15 protein-coding genes are annotated in these 20,053 nt (G+C 43.4%); all 15 read right to left on the bottom strand.

Features of this window, described 5'->3' with window-relative positions; genetic code table 11:
• Positions 1-89: 89 nt before the first annotated feature.
• The 15 genes from Q1J64_RS04475 to Q1J64_RS04405 all read right to left on the bottom strand — a co-directional run bounded on the left by Q1J64_RS04475 (position 90) and on the right by Q1J64_RS04405 (position 20,028).
• The gene (locus Q1J64_RS04475; protein WP_301107884.1) at positions 90-1,409 is read right to left on the bottom strand and encodes a YjiH family protein; all 1,320 of its coding nucleotides are present in this window, start codon (positions 1,407-1,409) and stop codon (positions 90-92) included.
• 90 nt (positions 1,410-1,499) lie between these two features.
• Positions 1,500-2,753, bottom strand: coding sequence for an imidazolonepropionase (gene hutI, locus Q1J64_RS04470; RefSeq protein ID WP_301107883.1), 1,254 nt, complete (start codon positions 2,751-2,753; stop codon positions 1,500-1,502).
• A complete protein-coding gene (hutU, locus tag Q1J64_RS04465; protein WP_301107882.1) occupies positions 2,754-4,436 on the bottom strand; it encodes a urocanate hydratase in 1,683 nt (560 codons plus the stop codon).
• 169 nt (positions 4,437-4,605) lie between these two features.
• Positions 4,606-6,036, bottom strand: coding sequence for a helix-turn-helix transcriptional regulator (locus Q1J64_RS04460; protein ID WP_301107881.1), 1,431 nt, complete (start codon positions 6,034-6,036; stop codon positions 4,606-4,608).
• Between the two features lie 116 nt (positions 6,037-6,152).
• Positions 6,153-7,532: a trypsin-like peptidase domain-containing protein gene (locus Q1J64_RS04455; RefSeq protein ID WP_301107880.1), complete on the bottom strand. Its 1,380-nt coding sequence runs from the start codon at positions 7,530-7,532 to the stop codon at positions 6,153-6,155.
• A gap of 376 nt (positions 7,533-7,908) precedes the next feature.
• Positions 7,909-8,550 (bottom strand): CoA transferase subunit B, encoded by a 642-nt coding sequence (locus tag Q1J64_RS04450; RefSeq protein ID WP_301107879.1) that lies wholly within the window; start codon positions 8,548-8,550, stop codon positions 7,909-7,911.
• Complete coding sequence (locus tag Q1J64_RS04445; RefSeq protein ID WP_301107878.1) at positions 8,550-9,254, bottom strand: CoA transferase subunit A; 705 nt, start codon at positions 9,252-9,254, stop codon at positions 8,550-8,552. The genes Q1J64_RS04450 and Q1J64_RS04445 overlap by 1 nt, the downstream gene beginning before the upstream one ends.
• A gap of 50 nt (positions 9,255-9,304) precedes the next feature.
• Positions 9,305-10,171 carry an ROK family protein gene (locus Q1J64_RS04440; protein ID WP_301107877.1) on the bottom strand — a complete coding sequence of 289 codons (867 nt, stop codon included), beginning with the start codon at positions 10,169-10,171 and terminating at the stop codon, positions 9,305-9,307.
• Between the two features lie 136 nt (positions 10,172-10,307).
• Positions 10,308-12,377: a bifunctional aldolase/short-chain dehydrogenase gene (locus Q1J64_RS04435; RefSeq protein ID WP_301107876.1), complete on the bottom strand. Its 2,070-nt coding sequence runs from the start codon at positions 12,375-12,377 to the stop codon at positions 10,308-10,310.
• Positions 12,378-14,048, bottom strand: coding sequence for a ribulokinase (locus tag Q1J64_RS04430; protein ID WP_301107875.1), 1,671 nt, complete (start codon positions 14,046-14,048; stop codon positions 12,378-12,380).
• Positions 14,049-14,064: 16 nt separating this feature from the next.
• The gene (locus Q1J64_RS04425; RefSeq protein ID WP_301107874.1) at positions 14,065-15,849 is read right to left on the bottom strand and encodes an L-fucose isomerase; all 1,785 of its coding nucleotides are present in this window, start codon (positions 15,847-15,849) and stop codon (positions 14,065-14,067) included.
• Between the two features lie 11 nt (positions 15,850-15,860).
• Positions 15,861-17,330 carry a rhamnulokinase gene (locus tag Q1J64_RS04420; protein ID WP_301107873.1) on the bottom strand — a complete coding sequence of 490 codons (1,470 nt, stop codon included), beginning with the start codon at positions 17,328-17,330 and terminating at the stop codon, positions 15,861-15,863.
• Position 17,331: 1 nt separating this feature from the next.
• Positions 17,332-17,988, bottom strand: coding sequence for a class II aldolase/adducin family protein (locus tag Q1J64_RS04415; protein ID WP_301107872.1), 657 nt, complete (start codon positions 17,986-17,988; stop codon positions 17,332-17,334).
• 16 nt (positions 17,989-18,004) lie between these two features.
• Complete coding sequence (locus Q1J64_RS04410) at positions 18,005-18,976, bottom strand: Gfo/Idh/MocA family protein (protein WP_301107871.1); 972 nt, start codon at positions 18,974-18,976, stop codon at positions 18,005-18,007.
• 71 nt (positions 18,977-19,047) lie between these two features.
• Positions 19,048-20,028, bottom strand: coding sequence for an ABC transporter substrate-binding protein (locus Q1J64_RS04405; RefSeq protein WP_301107870.1), 981 nt, complete (start codon positions 20,026-20,028; stop codon positions 19,048-19,050).
• Positions 20,029-20,053 lie beyond the last annotated feature (25 nt).

The raw sequence follows: 20,053 nt of genomic DNA, 5'->3' as shown, positions 1-20,053 counted from the left end.
TAGTTGTGTAAACGAGAGCAATGATCTGCAGCTTGTTGTCAGTAAAAATGCTAAAAACCCTCTCATCAAGTGATGAAAGGGTTTTCATATTACAGTACTAAAAAAGCAATTGGGGTCACGATAATAATTGTCAAAATAACACGTTGCACCCAAATGATGATTAGCTTCGGAATAGAAATCGGAATCTCCGTTGCGACAATACAAGGAACGAGCGCAGAGAAGAATATGATACCTGAAACCGAAACTACCGCTATGATGAATTTGGAAACCAATACAGATTTCGTAACAAGCAAAGCTGGTAAGAATACCTCCGCAATACCAAGAGCACTGGCTTTTGCTACCAGCATTGGCTCGGGCACTTGCATCAAGTATGTAAATGGATAGAAAATATAGCCTATCCAGTCAAATACCGGCGTAAATTCAGCCAACACTAAACCAAGTAAGCCGATTGACAAAATAGAAGGCAGAATAGCCATCGTCATCATCAATCCGTCTTTTACGTTGATCCCTATATTTCTTACAATACCGGGAGCAGTTGAAACTGTTTCCATCGCTTCATTCCAGGCAGCAGCAAAACGGCTGCCTTCCGGTTTCATTTCCGGCTGAGGTTCAGAACCTTCGTAATAATCGTCCTTCATTGAAGCGAGCGGCCAAATACGGACTGTTACTCCTGTTACGATGAACGTCACAACTAATGCAATCCAGAAATACAGATTCCATATACTCATGATATCCAGCGTTTTTGCAATGACGACCATAAATGTGGCAGAAACAGTGGAAAAGCCTGTTGCAATGATTGCGGCTTCTTTCTCTGTGTACTTCCCTTCTTTATAAACACGATTGGTGATCAGAAGGCCAAGTGAATAGGAACCGACGAAAGATGCGACTGCATCAACGGCCGAGCGTCCCGGGGTTTTCCATATAGGACGCATAACAGGCTGCATCAGCACTCCAATAAACTCCAGCAACCCATAGCTGACCAGCAGTGCAAGGAAAATCGCACCGATTGGAACCAACAGGCTAACAGGAATTACTAATTTTTCGAGGAGAAATGGCCCCATATCCGCTTCAAATAACCAGGCTGGCCCGATATTGAAAATCAGAAGAATCCCTACTCCTAATCCAAGCACTTTAAAAATGGAGAACACTATATCTACTGATGATTTTTTCCACGTGCCCGAAATAAATGGATAGACTGCACCCGCCAATAAAATAAGTAGCGCATAATACGGCAGGACAGCGCTTACATTCGTCTGAAACCAAGTTACGATGTGATCTAGCATAATCGAGTCTTTACCATCAATGGTGACGGGCACGAAAAACATAAAGGCACCAATTGCACTGTATACGAAAAACTTCCACATGCCCGGGGTCACTTTACTCGATGTATGTTCTTTCACTTGTTGCATTTCTCTTCACCCCTCTTAGTTGTCTGGATCCAAATAGGAAAATACTGTGCAAAGACGTTTTTTTACGCCTTTGCACAGTTTATTCATTGATCAACCGACGATTTTGCGGCCTTCTTTCCAAACCTTATCTACATGATTGACACCGAATAGGTACTGCAATTCCTGATAGCTTCCAATGTCCCACATCACGACATCTCCTTGCTTTCCAACTTCCAATGAACCTGCGCGGTCTTCTACTTTAATCGCGCTGGCTGCGTTGATCGTTGCGGCAACTAACGCTTCTGCAGGCGTCATGCGCATCGAAATGCAAGCCAAGTTCATGACAAGCGGCATAGAAGTTGTCGGAGAAGAACCCGGGTTGCAGTCAGTAGAAATTGCCACTGCCATTCCTGAATCAATCATATGACGTCCCTGCGCTGCTTCTTCACGTAAATACAGTGCAGTCGCAGGCAACAGGCAGGCAATTACGCCGGCTTCCGCCATATCTTTAATGCCTTGTTCAGATGCTTTCAATAAATGTTCTGCTGAAATTGCGCCTACTTTAGCAGCCAGCTCAGCGCCGCCGTATGAAGCAATTTCATCCGCATGGATTTTCGGGATTAAGCCAAGCTTTTTCCCTGCTTCCAAAATACGTTCAGATTGTTCAGGTGTGAATACATCCAATTCACAGAACACATCATTGAAGATTGCCAGTTTTTCTTCTGCTACGACCGGCAACATTTCATTGACAACCAGGTCAACAAATTCATCTTCTTTACCTTTATAATCCGTCGGTACCGCGTGAGCGCCCATGAATGTAGGAACAATCTCGACTGCATGCTGTTCATTCAAACGTTTCGCCGCGCGCAATTGCTTTAGCTCCGTCTCCAAATCAAGTCCGTAGCCGCTCTTCCCTTCTACTGTTGTAACACCGTGTTTAGCAAATGAATCCAAACGGCGTGAGGCCTGCTCGACCAATTCGTCTTCCGTTGCTTCGCGTGTCATGCGGGACGTCGCGTGAATTCCACCGCCTGCATTCATAATATCCATATAAGTGGAACCTTCCAAACGCATTTCAAACTCGCGTTCGCGGCTTCCGCCATATACGACATGTGTGTGTGGATCGACGAGGCCCGGTGTTACCAGGCGTCCTGTCGCATCCACTACTTCTGCTTCATTTGCACGATCAGCATATTGTGCTTCCAGTTCTGCTGTTGTACCTACCGCAGCAATTTTCCCGTTTTCCATCCAAACACTGCCGTCCTCAATAATCGCTAAGTCAGACATTTCCTTGCCTTTACGCGGTCCATTGAATCCGGCAATTGTTGCCAATTCTTTTGCATGTTTAATCCATACAGGTTTCAATTATTTTCCACCTTCCAACATCGGCATTTTAATTCCTTTTTCCTTTGCTGTTTGAATTGCAATATCATAGCCTGCATCTGCGTGACGAACAACACCCATTCCCGGATCCGTTGTCAATACGCGCTCTAGACGTGCTTCTGCTTCTTTTGTTCCGTCTGCGACAATAACCATACCGGCGTGCTGGGAATACCCCATGCCGACACCGCCACCGTGGTGAAGAGACACCCAAGTTGCTCCTCCTACTGCATTAATCATTGCATTGAGGATTGGCCAGTCAGATACTACGTCTGATCCGTCTTTCATTGATTCTGTCTCACGGTTTGGTGATGCAACAGAACCTGAATCCAAGTGGTCGCGTCCGATAACGATCGGTGCGCTTAGCTCGCCGCTTGCTACCATATCATTGATGATTTTACCGAAACGAGCACGCTCGCCGTAACCTAACCAGCAAATACGGGAAGGCAGGCCTTGGAACTGAATTTTCTCCTGCGCCATTTCTATCCAGTTGCAAAGGTGCTTGTTATAGCTGAATTCACGAAGGATCACTTCATCTGTTTTGCGGATATCTTCCGGATCTCCTGAAAGTGCTACCCAGCGGAAAGGTCCTTTACCTTCACAGAACTGTGGACGGATGTACGCCGGAACGAATCCAGGGAAATCGAATGCGCGCTCTACGCCTTCGTCTTTCGCTACTTGACGGATGTTGTTTCCGTAGTCAAATGTGATTGCGCCTTTATCCATCATCTCCACCATTGCTGAAACGTGCTGTGCCATTGATTTCTTAGCTAATGCTACATACTCTTCAGGATTTGATTCGCGAAGTTTTGCTCCCTCTTCCATTGTCATCTTAGATGGAAGGTAGCCGTTCAACGGATCGTGTGCAGATGTTTGGTCAGTCAATACATCTGGAATAAATCCTTTTTCGATCATTTCAGGCAGAATATCAGCCGCATTTCCTACAAGTCCAATAGACAATGCTTTGCCTTCTGCTTTTGCTTCTTCTGCAATACGGATTGCTTCGTCCAATGAATCAGTCTTAACGTCTGTGTAACGAGTCTCGATTCGACGGTCAATACGTGTCTCGTCTACATCAATTCCGATACATACACCGCCAGCCATTGTTACGGACAGTGGCTGAGCGCCACCCATTCCGCCTAGGCCTGCTGTTACGGTAATTGTTCCTTTTAATGAACCGTTGAAGTGCTGGTTTGCAAGCTCTGCGAAAGTTTCATAAGTACCTTGTACGATTCCTTGAGAACCGATGTAGATCCAGCTTCCTGCTGTCATCTGGCCGTACATCATTAGTCCTTTTTTATCTAGCTCATGGAACGTATCCCAATTAGCATACGCTGGCACGATATTTGAATTTGCGATCAATACGCGAGGTGCATTTTCATGAGTTTTGAACACTACAACAGGCTTCCCTGACTGCACAAGCAATGTCTCGTCATTTTCTAATTCTTTCAATGAACGAACAATCGCGTCAAAACTTTCCCAGTTACGTGCCGCTTTACCGATTCCACCGTATACAACTAGTTTATCCGGGTGTTCTGCTACGTCAGGGTGTAAGTTATTCATAAGCATACGAAGTGCTGCTTCCTGCTGCCAGCCTTTTGTATGAAGCTCTGTACCTGTATATTGAATTACTTTTTCTGCTGCGATATTAGTCGATTTACTTGTCATGTAAAATACCTCCTCATAAGTTACTCTTAGTATACTATGAAGAAACCGCTTGCATTTTTATAATATATTGTTCATTTTATATTTTGTTTACCGAAATTAAAGGAAAACGTTTTCAATTATACTTTAACAATACTTATTTATTTGTATTATCAATCAAGTGTGCATTTTCTTACGATTGCCTATATTCATAAGCTGTACAATGTATTGTTTCCTTAAAACGTTTGCTGAAATAGGCAGGATGCGAGAAACCAGATGTCTCCGCAACTTCTGCAATGGATAAATCGGTTTCCTTCAATAAACGTTTGGCCTGTTCAATACGAATTCCAAGCAATGTTTCACTGAAAGGCTCCCCTGCTTCTTTTGCATACTTCCGGCTCAATGTACTTTTATGAAGCTTCATTTCATCTGCACAGTCAGCCAGGTTCCAGGCAGAGTCCCAATAATTCATCAGCATTCGCTCCTTCACTTTTCCAGCAAAGTCTTGGGATATGGATAAATCTTTCGATGTACGGATTAATTCACCGCTGAATGCAATGAATGACTGAACGATGTCATAGACGACAGGTTCACGGACCGTTTTGTAGAACAGCGCATGGTATGCCTGCTCCAGTTTATTTGACTGTAAAGAGTTCGCCGTCATGTAACGTCTGATTTGCGCAAGAATACTTGTCAGTCTGACACGCACCATCTCAGGATTAGGAAATGGCGGCTCAAGCGTCAAGAAATCGTACTCTAGCCATTCACGAATCTTGACCAATTGCTGTTTCTCAAGCATTTCAATCCACTTTTGCTGATCAATTGGCGACAGGAACGGGTCAAGCTCCTTCCATTGAAAGTCTTCTTCAATTTGCGTGAGGATATCATATCCGTCATAAAAGATGCGTTCATGGAACAACCGCATCTTCTTATAGAACTCGCGGTAGCTCAATCGTTCATCTGCAGCATATAGATAAATTGTCAGCAACGGTTCATATTGTAGCTTCCACTGTGAAAAAAACACGCGGTACGCTTCGTTTAGCGGCTGCATGTCTTCCAGCTGATGAATGACGAGCACGTGATCTGAAAACAGGAACACTTGAAATATTCCCGGAAAATCATAACTTTTAAGCTTCTCCACAAGTATGTCCAGCGCTTCCAGGTTCGAAATCGCCAACAGACTCATGACCACCGGCCGCTCCGTTATTGTCTCTCGAATCAGCAGATCCTCATAAGAAATCGGATTCTTTTCCTGCGAAGAAGGCTCAGCCAAAGCTGTTTTTTCATTACGCCAAAGAAAACGGATCTGCTGTACTTGTTTCATCAGACGTTCCGGGGGAAACGGCCGAAACAAGACATCTTCCGCTTTAAGAGAAAGCGCCTTGTACACAGTTTGAAATGTTCGTTCCGAGGAAATACCAAGCCACACAGCATGCGAAGGCAGCTCAACCTCTTCTTTCATAATAAAATCCATATCGATAATGTACAAATAGGCATCCTGAAATGTTCGAAGTGCTTCGGGATGATCCCTGACTTCGACTGTAATATCATTCCACTGAGAAGTCAGCAGCCATTTCAAGCCCTGTGCTTCGAGCGGATCTTTGATGAGCAGCAATATATTCACGGTTCATTCACCTCGCGCAGTTGTTGTTATGTATTGTAGCATCTGGTCTGATAACTTGGAACTAAGTCAACGAAAGAAGCTGCCCGGAAAGTTATTTTCCTGGCAGCTTCGCTTCATCATTGATTTACTATTTTCATGATTTGGTAGTGTCCATATTCATCCACTACGATTGTATAGATCTTTCTTTTCTCGATGTAATCTGTGTTTCCGCTGATATCTGTAAAATTAAATGTTTCGTACGTATACGCTTCAAATGAAGTATCATAGTACATTACATCAGTTAAGGTGCTTTCAATGAAATCAAAGTAGACGTTCTGGCCGGACATCTCATCCAAGTAGCTCGATAATTCATTGGCGGCGGAGCTTCCTCCTGCTACAAAGTCTTCAATATACGCGTAATTTTCATTCGCAAGCGCCACTTCATACTGGCTTCTGAACTCTTGAATGAAATGAGCAACGTCCTCATCATAGACTTCTGTATCTTCGGGATAGTATTCCTCTTCTGCACCGTCATCATAGTAACTATCGTAATCATCATAGTTATAGTCATCTTCGTAATTATAGTAACGCTCAGGAACATAATCTTCGTAGACACCGAATAACGAAGCGACCTGCTTGCCGCTCATCGGCTGATTAATCCATTTGTCGACTAAAGCCTGCATGCTGTACATCGGAATGGAGAAACCAAACACGGTATTCTCCTTATATAGAAGGGAGTTGATACCGATGACCTTTCCGGTATTTGCATCCAAAAGCGGCCCCCCGCTGCTGCCATGGTCAATTTGCGCATCAATTTGATATATCTTTTCATAGGTGAAGTCTTTTTGGACATTCCGGTTCAATCCAGTCAAATAACCGATTGAAGCAGTGTTTTCAAACCCTTTCGGACTGCCTATTGCAATGACTTCCGTACCGATGGGCGTTTCTTTTTGTTCCGTAACGAATGCTCTTACATTTTTATTGGCATCTGATTTAATTAAGGCCACGTCATATTTATCAGAAATCCCGACCACTCTTCCACTCATATCTTCGCCTTTGGAATTTCGGACAACGACGTCGGTGAATCCAGCTACCACATGGGCATTGGTAACAATATATCCGCCCTTTTTATAAAGGAAACCAGATCCTGATCCCGAACCGGTAACGATTGTGAAAACACTCGGCAGTGATTCTTTGATCAGCACTGTTTTGTCTTTCGTCTGTTCCTTTGATTGTTTCGCAGCTGCCGGGGTAGTTTTTATTTTAATACCGCTTTCGTCTTCAGTATCTGCCAGCTCCTCTGTAACAGGCGAAGCGATCGTTTTCTTTGGAATTTTAAAACTCCAGTCCGTCGCGTAACCATACCCCGCACCCGTCCCCGCTAAAACAATGATGCATGTAAGAAAAATTGCTGGAATCCATTTACTTTTAACAGGTTGACCCATTTCAGCGCCACAGCCAGCACAGAACTTCGCCTCTTTACTATTTTCATGGCCGCATTTCAAACAAAACATCATCTTCACACCCTTCCCCATGTACCCTTATACTGTTAATTACCTGCAACTATATATATGCCAATTATATCATAAGACACACTCCAAAAGACACAGCTATTTTAGAGAAACATATGGTTCCTATTGTCCTTTAACACGTATAAAGGATGCAGTACCGCGCCAATATCTTGATTATCCGCACCAAAAATCAACGGCACCGAACCAATGTTCTGAGTTGCCGCACCTTACTGTTGCCTCGCCGCACCAAAGTCTACGCGCAACGAACCAAAGCAGTCATTCACCGCACCTTTCCCAACCTGCCTTTCTAAATAATGAGAAAAACCATCTAAAAAGTCAGACGCACATGACTTTTCGGATGGCTTCTTCAAATAGTTCACTTTTACACAGACAAAATTAAATTTGCTTCTGTCGCCTGGATCACATCTTCTGCCGTAAACCCTTCAAACACTTCTTTCAGCACTAAACCATCTGAGGTAACCTCAATCAACGCACGTTCTGTAATAATCTTATTCACGACACTTTTACCTGTCAGTGGCAGTGAACATTGCTTTTTAATTTTGGGGTCTCCATTTTTTGACACATGATCCATGATCACAATAACTTTTTTCGCGCCATGCACCAAATCCATCGCACCCCCCATGCCTTTGATGACTTTTCCAGGAATCATCCAATTCGCCAGGTCGCCCGTTTCCGATACTTCCATCGCACCGAGAATCGCCACATCAATATGTCCCCCGCGAATCATCGCGAATGACTCAGCACTGGAGAAAAAAGCTGACCCCGGAATCGTCGTCACTGTTTCTTTCCCCGCGTTAATCAAATCCGGATCGACTTCTTCTTCGAAAGGATACGGTCCAATGCCAAGTAATCCATTCTCCGACTGCAGAATCACTGTTTTGTCCGGTGAAATATAATTCGCCACTAGCGTCGGCATACCGATTCCTAAATTGACGTAATCGCCGTCACGGATTTCCTGCTCAGCACGTTTCGCAATTCGCTCACGAAATTGTATCGGTTTCATTACGCATCCCATCCTTTCGCGCGGGTAGTCAGACGCTCTATTCGTTTTTCCTGCTTTGCCTGTAGCAATCCCTGGACATAAATGCTCGGTGTATGGATCATCGCGGGATCAAGCACGCCGGCTTCCACGATTTCTTCTGCTTCTGCAATCGTTACAGAAGCGGCCGCTGCCATCAGCGGATTAAAGTTCTGCGCGGTTTTGTTATAAATTAAATTTCCAAAACGATCGGCTTTATGGGCTCTGATCAGCGCAAAGTCTGCATGAAGGGCGTGCTCCAATAAATACTCCTTGCCATTAAAAACACGTACCTCTTTCCCTTCCGCAATCTGCGTCCCCACTCCTGCAGGTGTATAAAAAGCCGGAATCCCTGCCCCGCCGGCACGAATCTTCTCCGCCAGTGTACCCTGCGGCGTTAGTTCGACTTCCAGTTCACCCGACAGCACCTGCCGTTCAAACTCTTTATTCTCCCCGACATAAGAACCGATCATTTTCTTAATTTGTTTTTCCTTTAATAGTAATCCAAGGCCCCAATCATCAACTCCACAGTTATTTGAAATAACCGTCAGATCCTTCACACCTTTTTCAGTCAGCGCCATAATCAGCTGCTCGGGTATGCCGACCAGCCCGAAACCTCCGACCATCAGTGTGGCACCGTCTTCAATACCAGAAACAGCTGCCAAAGCCGTTGAGTAGATCGTTTTCATTCGACTCTCCTCCAATTTTTAGATTTCATCCGATGATACGAATTTGCGGTTCACATAAGACCAATCTGCCGGCTCATTAACAACCCACCTACTAAAGCAGAATCTTCTCCATGTCGCGGCAGGATAATTAATTCTTCAATATTTTGTAACTCATCATAGAAATAATAGCCGCCCAGCTTCTCGTTTACTTTCTGATGAATCATTGGCAATAAATTCTTTTGCTTCATTACACCGCCACCTATAATAATCTGTGCAGGCGCAAGCGTATAAATGAACTGGCAGAGGCCTTGTGCAATATAATCTGCTTCCATTTCCCAAGCTGGATGATCCGGCGGGAGATTATTGCCTTTTTGCTTCCACCGTTTCTGAATGGCTGTACCGGATGCCAGACCTTCAAAACAATTCGAATGAAACGGGCACGCACTCTCCATATCATCACCTGCAACTCTCTGCAATGTCACATGACCCATTTCGGCATGATTGGGAGAACCCGGTACTTCATGATTCAGAATAATTCCACCGCCAACACCTGTTCCGATTGTGACGTAAAGTACTATGCCCTTTTTGTCTGACAAACTCATTTCACCTAATCCAGAAACCGTTACATCCGTATGCAATCGTATAGGTATATTAAGTGCGTGAAGAAGCTGTTTTAGGAAAGGATAATGCACCCAGGCCTTTTTAGGTGTATCCAGCAGCATACCGTAATCTGAACTGTTTTCATCCACGTTGACGGGTCCGAAACATCCAATTCCTATTGCTGCCGCTTGATTCTCTTGAAAGAAACTCACTATCTTTCTCACCGTGATATCAGGAGCTTCAGTCGGGAACTGAACTTTCTTTACTATCGTGCCATCCTGCAATCCGACAGCACAGTTACAATTTGTGCCTCCAAGTTCAATCGAACCATATAACATGGCAAACACTCCCATTCTCTTTAACTTCTTATCATAAGAATAACTTTTTAACTGAATCTATGCAAAATTCCGCACTTTTTCATTTAACAATACAAATAAATAAAAACCGCTCCTTTATAAGAAGCGGCCGCTCTAATTATCTTGTAAAGGCAGCTGCCACTCCGCCATCCACGGTAAGCATACAGCCAGTTGTTTTCAATGATTTCGAAGAGGTAAAGAACGCAATGGCCTCCGCAATATCTCTAGGATAAATATTGACTTTCAAAACCGTCCGTTGTTTATAATGATCTTCCAGTTCATCCGGATCAATATTATAGGCAGCCGCACGTTCTTCACGCCATTTTGAACCCCAAATAGCTGACCCCTGCAGCACCGCATCCGGTAATACTGAGTTAACGCGAATGCCGTAATCGCCACCCTCAGCAGCAATACATCTCGCCAGATGTGCTTCCAGTGCTTTAACAGAACTGTACGCAGAAGCATTCTTTCCTGCATAAATGGAGTTTTTAGAACCAATGAACACCATGCTTCCGCCAACCTGCTGTGCTTTCATGATTTTAAAAGCTTCTCTGGAAACGAGGAAATAGCCTGTTCCCAAGACTTCCATATTCAAATTCCATTCGCTCAGCGTAGTTTCTTCAAAGGGGCTGGACGTAGCAAGACCCGCGTTATTTACCAGAACGTCTACACCGCCATACGTTATAATCACTTCTTTGTATGCCTGAAGAATTTCTTCTTCCACTGTGACATTCATCTTAACAGCGATCGCCCGGCCAGCTCCGTATTGTTCATTTATTTCATCCGCAACTTTTTCTGCGCCTTCCATATTCAAATCAGCAATGACTACATGACCGCCCTGTGAGGCAAACAAACGGCATGTCTCGCTTCCAATCCCGCCTGCTCCGCCTGTTACGAAACATACTTTTCTGGAGAAATCACCTTCTTTTGGTGCAAGTGACAGTTTGTATAATTCCAGCGGCCAGTATTCAATTCGGAATGACTCTTCAGCATTCAATGAAATGAATCCACCGATTGCATCAGACCCTTTCATAACAGAAATAGCTCTATGATAAAGTTGCCTGCTGACATCCGCGTTTTTAATATCTTTACCGGTTGTGATCATGCCGACCCCCGAAATCAATATTACCCGCGGTGCCGGATTAAACATCTTATCGCCTGATTCCGCATATTTCTCAAAATAACTTTTATAGTCTTTCATATATTCGGCGATGCCAATTTCAAGCTTTTCTATCAACTCGGATTCACCTTCAGACACCGGATCAAACTCAATGTACAATGGTGTGCGCTTCGTATGAACCAGGTGATCCGGACATGCAGCACCTACCTGTGAAAGATCTTTTGCCTTTTCACTATTCACAAATTCCATCACATCATCTTCCACATCAACCTGCAAAATCATTCCTTCTTCCTGCGACACTAAGCCCCTGATAACCGGCAGCATCGTATGAAGAAGATTTTCCTTTTCCTCTGACGCAAGAGAGGTATACTTTTGTCCGCCAAAAGCCGCTGTCTGTTCCAACTTGTTATCAATATATGATTTTGCTTCATTAATAATATCAACAGTTTTATTATAGCTCTCTTCTGCGGTCTCTCCCCACACAACCAAACCGTGCTTTTCCATAAGAACCAGTTCCGCTTTAGGATTTTGCTCTACACCTTCTGCAATCATTTTGGACAACAGAAAGCCTGGACGGATATAAGGCACCCATACATAGCGGTCCTCAAAAATTTCATCAGCAATCTCCCGGCCGTTTGGCGCACAGCAAATACTAATTATGGAATCTGGATGTGTATGATCTACGTGCTTATATGGCAGAAACGCATGTAATAAGGTTTCAATGGAAGCTCTCGGGTTTGCGGGATTCACCATGCAATGTTCCAAATAGGCAACCATATCTTCATCACTCATATCTTCGCGCTCTTTTAGTGGCAGGATATCCTCTAATTTTAAAGCTGTAAAATGCTTTTCTTCCATATGACACAGGTCAGAACCGCTGCCCTTCACCCACATCACTTCAACATCATCACCTTTAAAGTCTTTTTCAGTCGTTTTGACAGACGTATTGCCGCCGCCCCAGTTACAAATTCTTCGGTCTGAACCAATTAAGTTTGAGCGGTATCGTAATTCTGCCAATGCGGAAGATTGATCTTTTGATTCCTCTGGATTCCACTTATTCTTTATCAATTAATTTCCTCCTTCAAATCTATTTTTCAGTTCAGTCAATCCGCTCATTACAGATGACTTGTCTGCAAAATAGTCACTGAGCTCTTTATAAGAATGAAACAGCTCGTCGTACACTTCTTTATATTTTTCATTCGGATAATAGATTTTTTGTTTTCTTGAACTCATCCTGCTGATCGCTTCCGATACATCGTCATAACCGCCTTTATCTGCTCCTGCCGTGGCAGCAGATAATATAGCAACGCCCAGCGCAGAAGCATTTTCACACGTATCCACAATGATCTCTTTTTGCAGGATATCTGCATAGATCTGCATGAGTAACGGATTCTTCTGTGGGATTCCTCCCGAAGTGATCAAGCGTTTCACATGTACTTGGTTGTCTTCAAACAGCTCAACAATTACCCGTGTCCCAAACGCTGTCGATTCAAGGTACGCTCTATAGATCTCAGCAGGTGTTGTAGAAAGTTTCATTCCAATAATCGCGCCGGACAGAGACATATTCACCCAAGGTGTTCTGCTGCCATGAATCCAATCCAACGCAAGTAATCCTGACTGGCCAGGTTCTAATTTCAATGCTTCCTTCGATAAATACTCATGAATCGACAGGCCCTGGTGCTGTGCTGCTTCATGAACAGAAGGCGGCACTTGCTCTTTCACAAACCAGGCGAATAAATCTCCAACAGCCGCCTGTCCCGCTTCATATGCAAAGAACCCCGGAATAATGCCATCTTCCACAACGCCGCTGATCCCCGGAACCTTTCTTTCGTGTTCATCCAAAATCAGATGACAGGATGAGGTTCCCATTACAACGACCATCTCTCCCGGACCCTTAACGCCCAGGCCGGGAAGTGCGGCGTGAGCATCAATCATTCCAACACTTACGTCAATACCTTCCTGTAACCCGAATGAATGCGCCATTTCCACTCGCAGAGTTCCGGCTTTTATGCCTACCGGCGATACCTCACCGCGTAACCTGCTTTCATAGATTCCATCTAATAAAGGATGTAACTCTTTCAGCCATTCATTAGATAAATAGCCTTCTCGCTTATGCCAGCATCCCTTATATCCCGCAGCACAACTATTCCGGACGAGTTCTCCTGTTAACTGAGCCACGATCCAATCAGATGCTTCCATGAATATAACTGTTTCCTTAAATACTTCCGGCGCTTCCTCTGCAATTTCGGATACTTTTGGCAGCATCCACTCTGCAGAAACTTTCCCTCCATAGCGTTTGATCCATTCTTCACCTTGAGCCAAGTCATTCATTCTAACCGCAAAACGCTCAGCATCATGGTGCTTCCAAAGCTTCACATATGCATGAGGGTGATCTTTGAACTTCTCAAGCTCACAAAGAGGCTGAAAGTTTTTTCCGACTGGAAGAATGGTGGACGCCGTAAAATCAATTCCTATTCCAATAATGTTCTCTTTCGTTATATCTGTTTCATTTAAAATTGAATGAATGCCCGCTGTTAATGCCTCTACGTAATCATTGGGTACTTGCAGTGCTGTGCGCTTCCCCGGCAAGGCAGCACCGCTTGGAAGATTTTCAGTCAATACACCATGCTCGTATGGCACGTCAACTGTTGAAATAATACTTCCGTCTCTTACATCAACGGCTATTGTTCTGCATGAAGTAGATCCAAAATCTGCACCAAGTGTAAATATTCTTTTCATATAAGCGATCCCTTTCTCACTTATATAATGGTCCAAAATTTTCGCAGGCTCTGTAATCTGCCGCTTCTTTGCCTTCCGTACCAAACATATTCCATGCACTTGGTCTGAAGATTCGCTCGTTTTCCACATTATGCATAGTAACGGGGATCCGCAAAATGGATGCCATCGTAATCAGATCGTCTCCTATATGGCCGTAAGACATGGCACAGTGATTTGCGCCCCAGTTATTCATGACGGAATAGACGTCTGCAAATGCACCTTCACCTGTCAGATTCGGCACGAACCAGGTAGTCGGCCATGTCGGATCTGTTCTTGAATCCAATGCATCATGTACTTCATCTTCAAGCTCGACTGTATATCCTTCTGCAATTTGCAAAACAGGACCCAATCCGCTTACAATATTTAAACGGGCAATTGTAACAGGCATCTCACCTTTTGTGGTGAAATCCGATGAATATCCGCCGCCTCTGAAATATTCCGTAGAAGCCGGTCTCCAAAGTGTATTGTCTAAGCAGTCCTTCACTTCTTCATCAGTAATCTCCCAGTACGGCTTCATCACAGGCTGACCGTCCCGCATCTGTCTTCCAGTACCATCTAACGCAGCAGGACCCGAATTAATTAAATGAATGAACCCATTTTCAGCTTTCCCCGTCAGCTCTTTATTCGTTACTCTCTTAACGGCATCAGGGCTCCAATACGTTCGAACATCTGCGAATAATTGAGCAGTATTCGTCAACAAATGTCCCATCGCCATCGTTACGCCATTCAAGCTGTCATTCTCAGTGGCCAGTAAATAAGGTGCCCTTTTTCCATCCCAGTCAAATGAAGAATTCAGGATTGCTTCCATGAAATCTCCATTCGGGAAATAGTCAGTCCACTGACGCTGTCCCTGGAACCCGGCAATTAGTGCATTATGTCCCATTGATTCTTCAATGAATCCTTTTTCCACCAACTTCTCATTGCCGATCATTAAGTCTCTGGCAATGAGTGCCATCTTCACGGAAGTCTTCCAATCTTCCTCCAGCTGTACTGCTGTTCTTTTATTGTCATCGGCGTTCAGGTCTTCGCCTTCGTGAAGACTTTCTTTTACCCATTTCAACGCGCGCTCATATTCTTCTGTATCATATATTTCCAGATCAAATCGGCGGACAAACTCCGTCATGTCGATGTATTCATTTCTCATGCCAAGGTGTTTTTGGAAAAACTCTTCTTGAATCATACTGCCTGCTATCCCCATAGAAACAGTTCCCATGGACAGATAAGACTTTCCTTTTAACATCGCTGTTGCCATTCCCGCTTTTGCAAATCGAAGTAATTTCTTCCGAACATCTGCCGGTATTTCTTCGTCCCCTGCGTCTTGAACGTCTTGTCCATAGATACCGAATGTAGGCAGACCTTTTTGATTATAGCCAGCTAAAACAGCAGCTAAATATACAGCACCCGGACGTTCTGTTCCGTTAAAGCCCCATACCGCTTTAGGTAAAGTAGGATTCATATCCATTGTTTCAGAGCCATAACACCAGCACGGAGTGACAGTAATGGATACGCCTACACCTTCGCGTTCAAATTTAGCCGCCGCGGCAGCCGCTTCCGCCACACCGCCGATACAAGAATCTGCAATGACGCACTCTACCTGCTCACCATTGTAGTATTTCAAGTTTTCACTCAACAGCTTTGCTACAGCTTTCGCCATATCCATCGTTGTATCTTCCAATGATTCACGAACACCGTTTCTTCGTCCATCAATCGTCGGACGAATACCTATCTTAGGTAAATCACCAATATAACGGTCTTTTTTCATTTTCTAGAACCTCATTTCTTTTCTATGATTTCTTCGAAGCGGCTCAACGCATATGTCCAATGTTCCGAATCCATCGGTTTATATTCTTGTTGTTCAATAGAATTAGAGATCACTTCTCTACCTTCCTGTAAAGAAGAGATCAAACCAAGAGCCCGCAACTGTGATAATCCGTTTCCTAGAGAACTCGATTCAACCGGTCCAGTAACCACTTGTTTCATCGTTGCACTTGAAATAAATTGACATAAATACGTATTTTGAATTCCTCCGCCCGCAGCATAAATGGCTTGAGCTGAGTTGCCTATAATGTTCTCGAGCTGACGGATCGTACAGGCATAACTTAACGCCATACTTTCCAACACACAGCGTATGGTTTCGCTTATAGATTCAGGCTTTCTTTGATTCGTCTGAAGACAAAACAGCTCGATCGCTGCGATCATGGAGGATGGATTGAAAAACACATCTGCATTCGGATCAATGAACGTATTCGAAGGCTGACTGTTATAGACCATTTCGTTTTCTATTTCATAATCTAGCTCGTGGCCAGCTTCTTTCCACTCTCTCCTCAGTTCCTGCAAAATCCAAAACCCTATACTATTCTTTTGAAAACGATAGGTGCCCTCGCTGGTCCCTTCATTTGTAAAGCCTTTTTCAAATGACTCCGGCGTAACAACGGGGCACTCTGATTCCGTGCCGATAATGGTCCATGTACCGATACTCATAAAGAATGAGTTATCTATCAGCATAGGAAGAGCAGACAGCGCGCATGCTGTATCATGTCCTGGAGTTAGCACAACCTTCAAGGGATCGATATTTTCCTGTTGTTGAATTCTATTTGAAACAGGTCCAATTATTTGATGCGGCAACTGAATATCTGTCAGCGGAAGATTTGGATTCAGTACTTTATCGATTAGATCTGTATTCCATTCTTGTTTTCCTGTTTTTAGCATTTGAGTGGTCGAGCATATAGTAAATTCATTAATCGCGATTTCTGTTAACTGGTATTGCAAAAGTGTCGGCATCATTAACAGATGCGCTGCATTGTCGAATGATTCTTTCTCAGCTATTGCTAGCATTTGAAATAACGTATTAATAGAAGAAACTGCATTACCCGTTAACGTAAAAAGATCATATTCATCAATTTCTTTCAAAGTCTGAAGCATATACGGAACTGTGTGTTCATCTCTATAAGAGTAAGGCTCAAATAGTATATTTCCAGATTGATCTATTGCACCAAAGTCCACTCCCCACGTATCGAAACCAACGCTCTTAGCGGCATCGTCCGGTAAAGATTGGGCTTTTCTGATGGCTGTATAAATCTGATCCATTAGATAGGTAAAATCCCAATGATAACTATTATTTCGTATGACGGGACTATTATCGAAACGGTGAACAATCTCACTGGTAATACGTTTACCATCAAAGTGATGACGAACTAATCTTCCATTTGATGCGCCGATATCAAATGATAAAACCTGCGTCATGTTACTCCCTCTTTTCTTGCAACAGTTTTGAGCGATAGGTTTCAGCAGAAAGGTTTCTCAATTCATCACATTCTTGATCTGTTAAAATCCTGGGCGTGCCTACAGTCGAGCTGATATAATAAACCTTTGCCGCTTCTTCAATCAACTGCATGAAAAAGAACGTTTCTTTCATCGTTCTTCCAACTGTCAAGACTCCATGATTACGCATAATGATTGCATCTGCATCTTCAATAATTTCTGATACGGCGTCAGCAAGTACATGAGTTGTCGGAATGACATAATCAATATATTTTATTCTCTTCACCATTGCCGGAAAGTCAGGAAACATCGGCTGAATATCTTTACCGGCTGATGAAACACCTACCGAATATGTAGGATGCGCGTGTAAGACGGCCTTAATTTCATCATTTTTCCTGAAGCATTCCAGATGCATCAGTATTTCTGAGGACGGCTTTAAACTCCCATGAATTTCTCCTGTTTCAATATGCACTTTCACCCAGTGTTCATCCTTTATTTCTTTCAAATCAAATCCGCTTGGCGAAATATACATAAACTCTCCGTCACGCATACTTAAGTTTCCTCCAGCTCCGACGACTAAGCCTGAATCTACTAATTTCGCTGCATATTTATTAAGATCTTTCAGTACTTGAACTGACATAATTTCGCCCCTTTCCTCACATATTCAATTTGTCAAAGACTTTTTCTAATAGATCTACTTGCAGTAACATGTCATCTTGGCTGTAAAACAGCTTGCCGTTATTTTGAATAGTCTCTTGAAAACTACGGACTTGTTCGACATAAGACTTTGCTGTCAGCGAAACCTTTTCTTCTTTGCCTTGCTTGTTAATATAAACGTCTCCCACATCACCGTTTAAATCCGGCCTGAATGCATGCGGTAATTTAATAGATCCCAGCGTCCCTAGAATTTCAATTTCATTATTCATTGGAGTGTGGAAGCTGCAATCACTCAGAACGGTTTCACCTGAAGCGTAATACATCTGCATCGACACATGTGTGTCAACATCCGATTGATTTCGTTTTGAATTTAGCACTTGTATAGTTTGTGGTTCTTGTTTTAGGAGATACGACGCTGCATTAATGCAGTAACAGCCTAAGTCATTCAGTGATCCTCCACCTAATTGACTGCTAGTTCGGATGTTAGACTCCCAATTCTCCAGCTTAAAATGAAACCTGGAATGTATGGTGACTACATCTCCAATCACGCCCGACTCCAATAGATCCCGACAAGCTTCCATTTGCGGATGAAATCTGTACATCATTGCTTCCATCACATAGACGTTATGCTGATCGGCTAATTGAAAAATCTCCTCTAACTCTTCTCTTTTTAATACAATTGGTTTTTCACATAACACATGCTTACCTGCAAATACCGCTTTTTTGATTATTTCGCTATGCGTTGAGTTGGGTGTTGCTATGTATACCGCATCCACTGCATCCATAGAGAATAATTCTTCATAATTAGTTGTGGCAAAAGGGATTCCAAACTTTTTCTGCAGATTGTCCGCTTTACCACTGCGGCTTGCAATCGCTGTGATTATTCCAGATCCAGTCTCTAAAATAGCTGGAATCATTTGGCGCTCAGCTATATTAGCGGCACCGATAACACCCCATCTAAGCTGTTCCATAATCAACACTACTTTCTATTATTTTTATAGAAGAAGCTGGAAACCTCGCGAGTTCCAGCTTCTTCAGTATATTATTGATAAACAGCTGCTTGAATCTCTTCATCGTCAATATTGTCTTTGTCGTACCAGTAGAAACCAGTATCAATGACTTTATCTAATGTCTTACCGTCAAGTGCTTCAACTGCTGCTTTAACAGTTTCATATCCTATTCCAACCGGATTTTGAGTAACCGCACCTGTCATGACACCACTTTTAATTGCTTCAATTTGCTGTTTCCCTGAGTCAAATCCAATTATCGTAATTTTCCCATCTTTATTTAATTCGTTTACTGCGTTTACTACTCCAATAGCTGACCCTTCATTTGATCCGAAAATTCCTTTCAGGTCAGGATGCGCCTGCATAACCGCTTTTGCTAGGTCAGTAGACTTCAGATGGTCCCCACCTCCATATTGGATGTCTACGATTTCAATATTGGGATATTTTGATTCAATCTGCTCTTTGAAACCATCTCTTCGGTCTGTCCCTGTAACAGATGTCTGATCATGAACGATTAAAGCAATTTTACCTTCTTCACCAATTGCTTCAGCCATCTTGTCAGCCGCTAATGACGCAGCAGCTCTATTATCTGTAGATGCAGTTGCTAAAGGAATATCACTTTCTACCCCAGAGTCAAATGCAATAATTGGAATGTCCTTGCCGTCCGCGTCGCTTAATAATGGAGAAGCTGCTTTAGAATCCAGTGCTGCAAAACCAATAGCGTCCGGTTTCTTATCCAATGCCGCTTGAAGCATTTCAATTTGTTTATCTACTTGTGACTCACTTTCCGGTCCTTCAAATGTAATGCTTACATCGAACTCTTCAGCTGCTTCTTCCGCACCTTGTTTTACTGCCTGCCAAAATTGGTGCTGGAAACCTTTAGATACGATCGCAACGTATGGCTTGCCTTCTTCGACTTCCCCAGCGCCGTCACCGCTTGCTCCATCATCTGAACATGCTGCAAACAGTAATGATGTTGCAAGAATCCCACTTAATAACCCCATCTTCTTCTTCATAATTATTCCTCCCCTTTTTCTATTT

This window comes from Sporosarcina sp., from assembly GCF_029257255.1.
GTDB lineage: Bacteria > Bacillota > Bacilli > Bacillales_A > Planococcaceae > Sporosarcina.
The sequence above is the reverse complement of the archived record's forward strand: the minus strand, read 5'-3'. Positions and strand labels throughout refer to the sequence as shown.

Bases quoted from the DNA above. Each gene is read 5' to 3' on its own strand.
- Q1J64_RS04475 (WP_301107884.1), bottom strand. From the start codon at position 1,409: ATGCAACAAGTGAAAGAACATACATCGAGTAAAGTGACCCCGGGCATG.
- hutU (WP_301107882.1), bottom strand. From the start codon at position 4,436: ATGACAAGTAAATCGACTAATATCGCAGCAGAAAAAGTAATTCAATAT.
- Q1J64_RS04455 (WP_301107880.1), bottom strand. From the start codon at position 7,532: ATGATGTTTTGTTTGAAATGCGGCCATGAAAATAGTAAAGAGGCGAAG.
- Q1J64_RS04450 (WP_301107879.1), bottom strand. From the start codon at position 8,550: ATGAAACCGATACAATTTCGTGAGCGAATTGCGAAACGTGCTGAGCAG.
- Q1J64_RS04445 (WP_301107878.1), bottom strand. From the start codon at position 9,254: ATGAAAACGATCTACTCAACGGCTTTGGCAGCTGTTTCTGGTATTGAA.
- Q1J64_RS04440 (WP_301107877.1), bottom strand. From the start codon at position 10,171: ATGTTATATGGTTCGATTGAACTTGGAGGCACAAATTGTAACTGTGCT.
- Q1J64_RS04430 (WP_301107875.1), bottom strand. From the start codon at position 14,048: ATGAAAAGAATATTTACACTTGGTGCAGATTTTGGATCTACTTCATGC.
- Q1J64_RS04425 (WP_301107874.1), bottom strand. From the start codon at position 15,849: ATGAAAAAAGACCGTTATATTGGTGATTTACCTAAGATAGGTATTCGT.
- Q1J64_RS04420 (WP_301107873.1), bottom strand. From the start codon at position 17,330: ATGACGCAGGTTTTATCATTTGATATCGGCGCATCAAATGGAAGATTA.
- Q1J64_RS04415 (WP_301107872.1), bottom strand. From the start codon at position 17,988: ATGTCAGTTCAAGTACTGAAAGATCTTAATAAATATGCAGCGAAATTA.
- Q1J64_RS04410 (WP_301107871.1), bottom strand. From the start codon at position 18,976: ATGGAACAGCTTAGATGGGGTGTTATCGGTGCCGCTAATATAGCTGAG.
- Q1J64_RS04405 (WP_301107870.1), bottom strand. From the start codon at position 20,028: ATGAAGAAGAAGATGGGGTTATTAAGTGGGATTCTTGCAACATCATTA.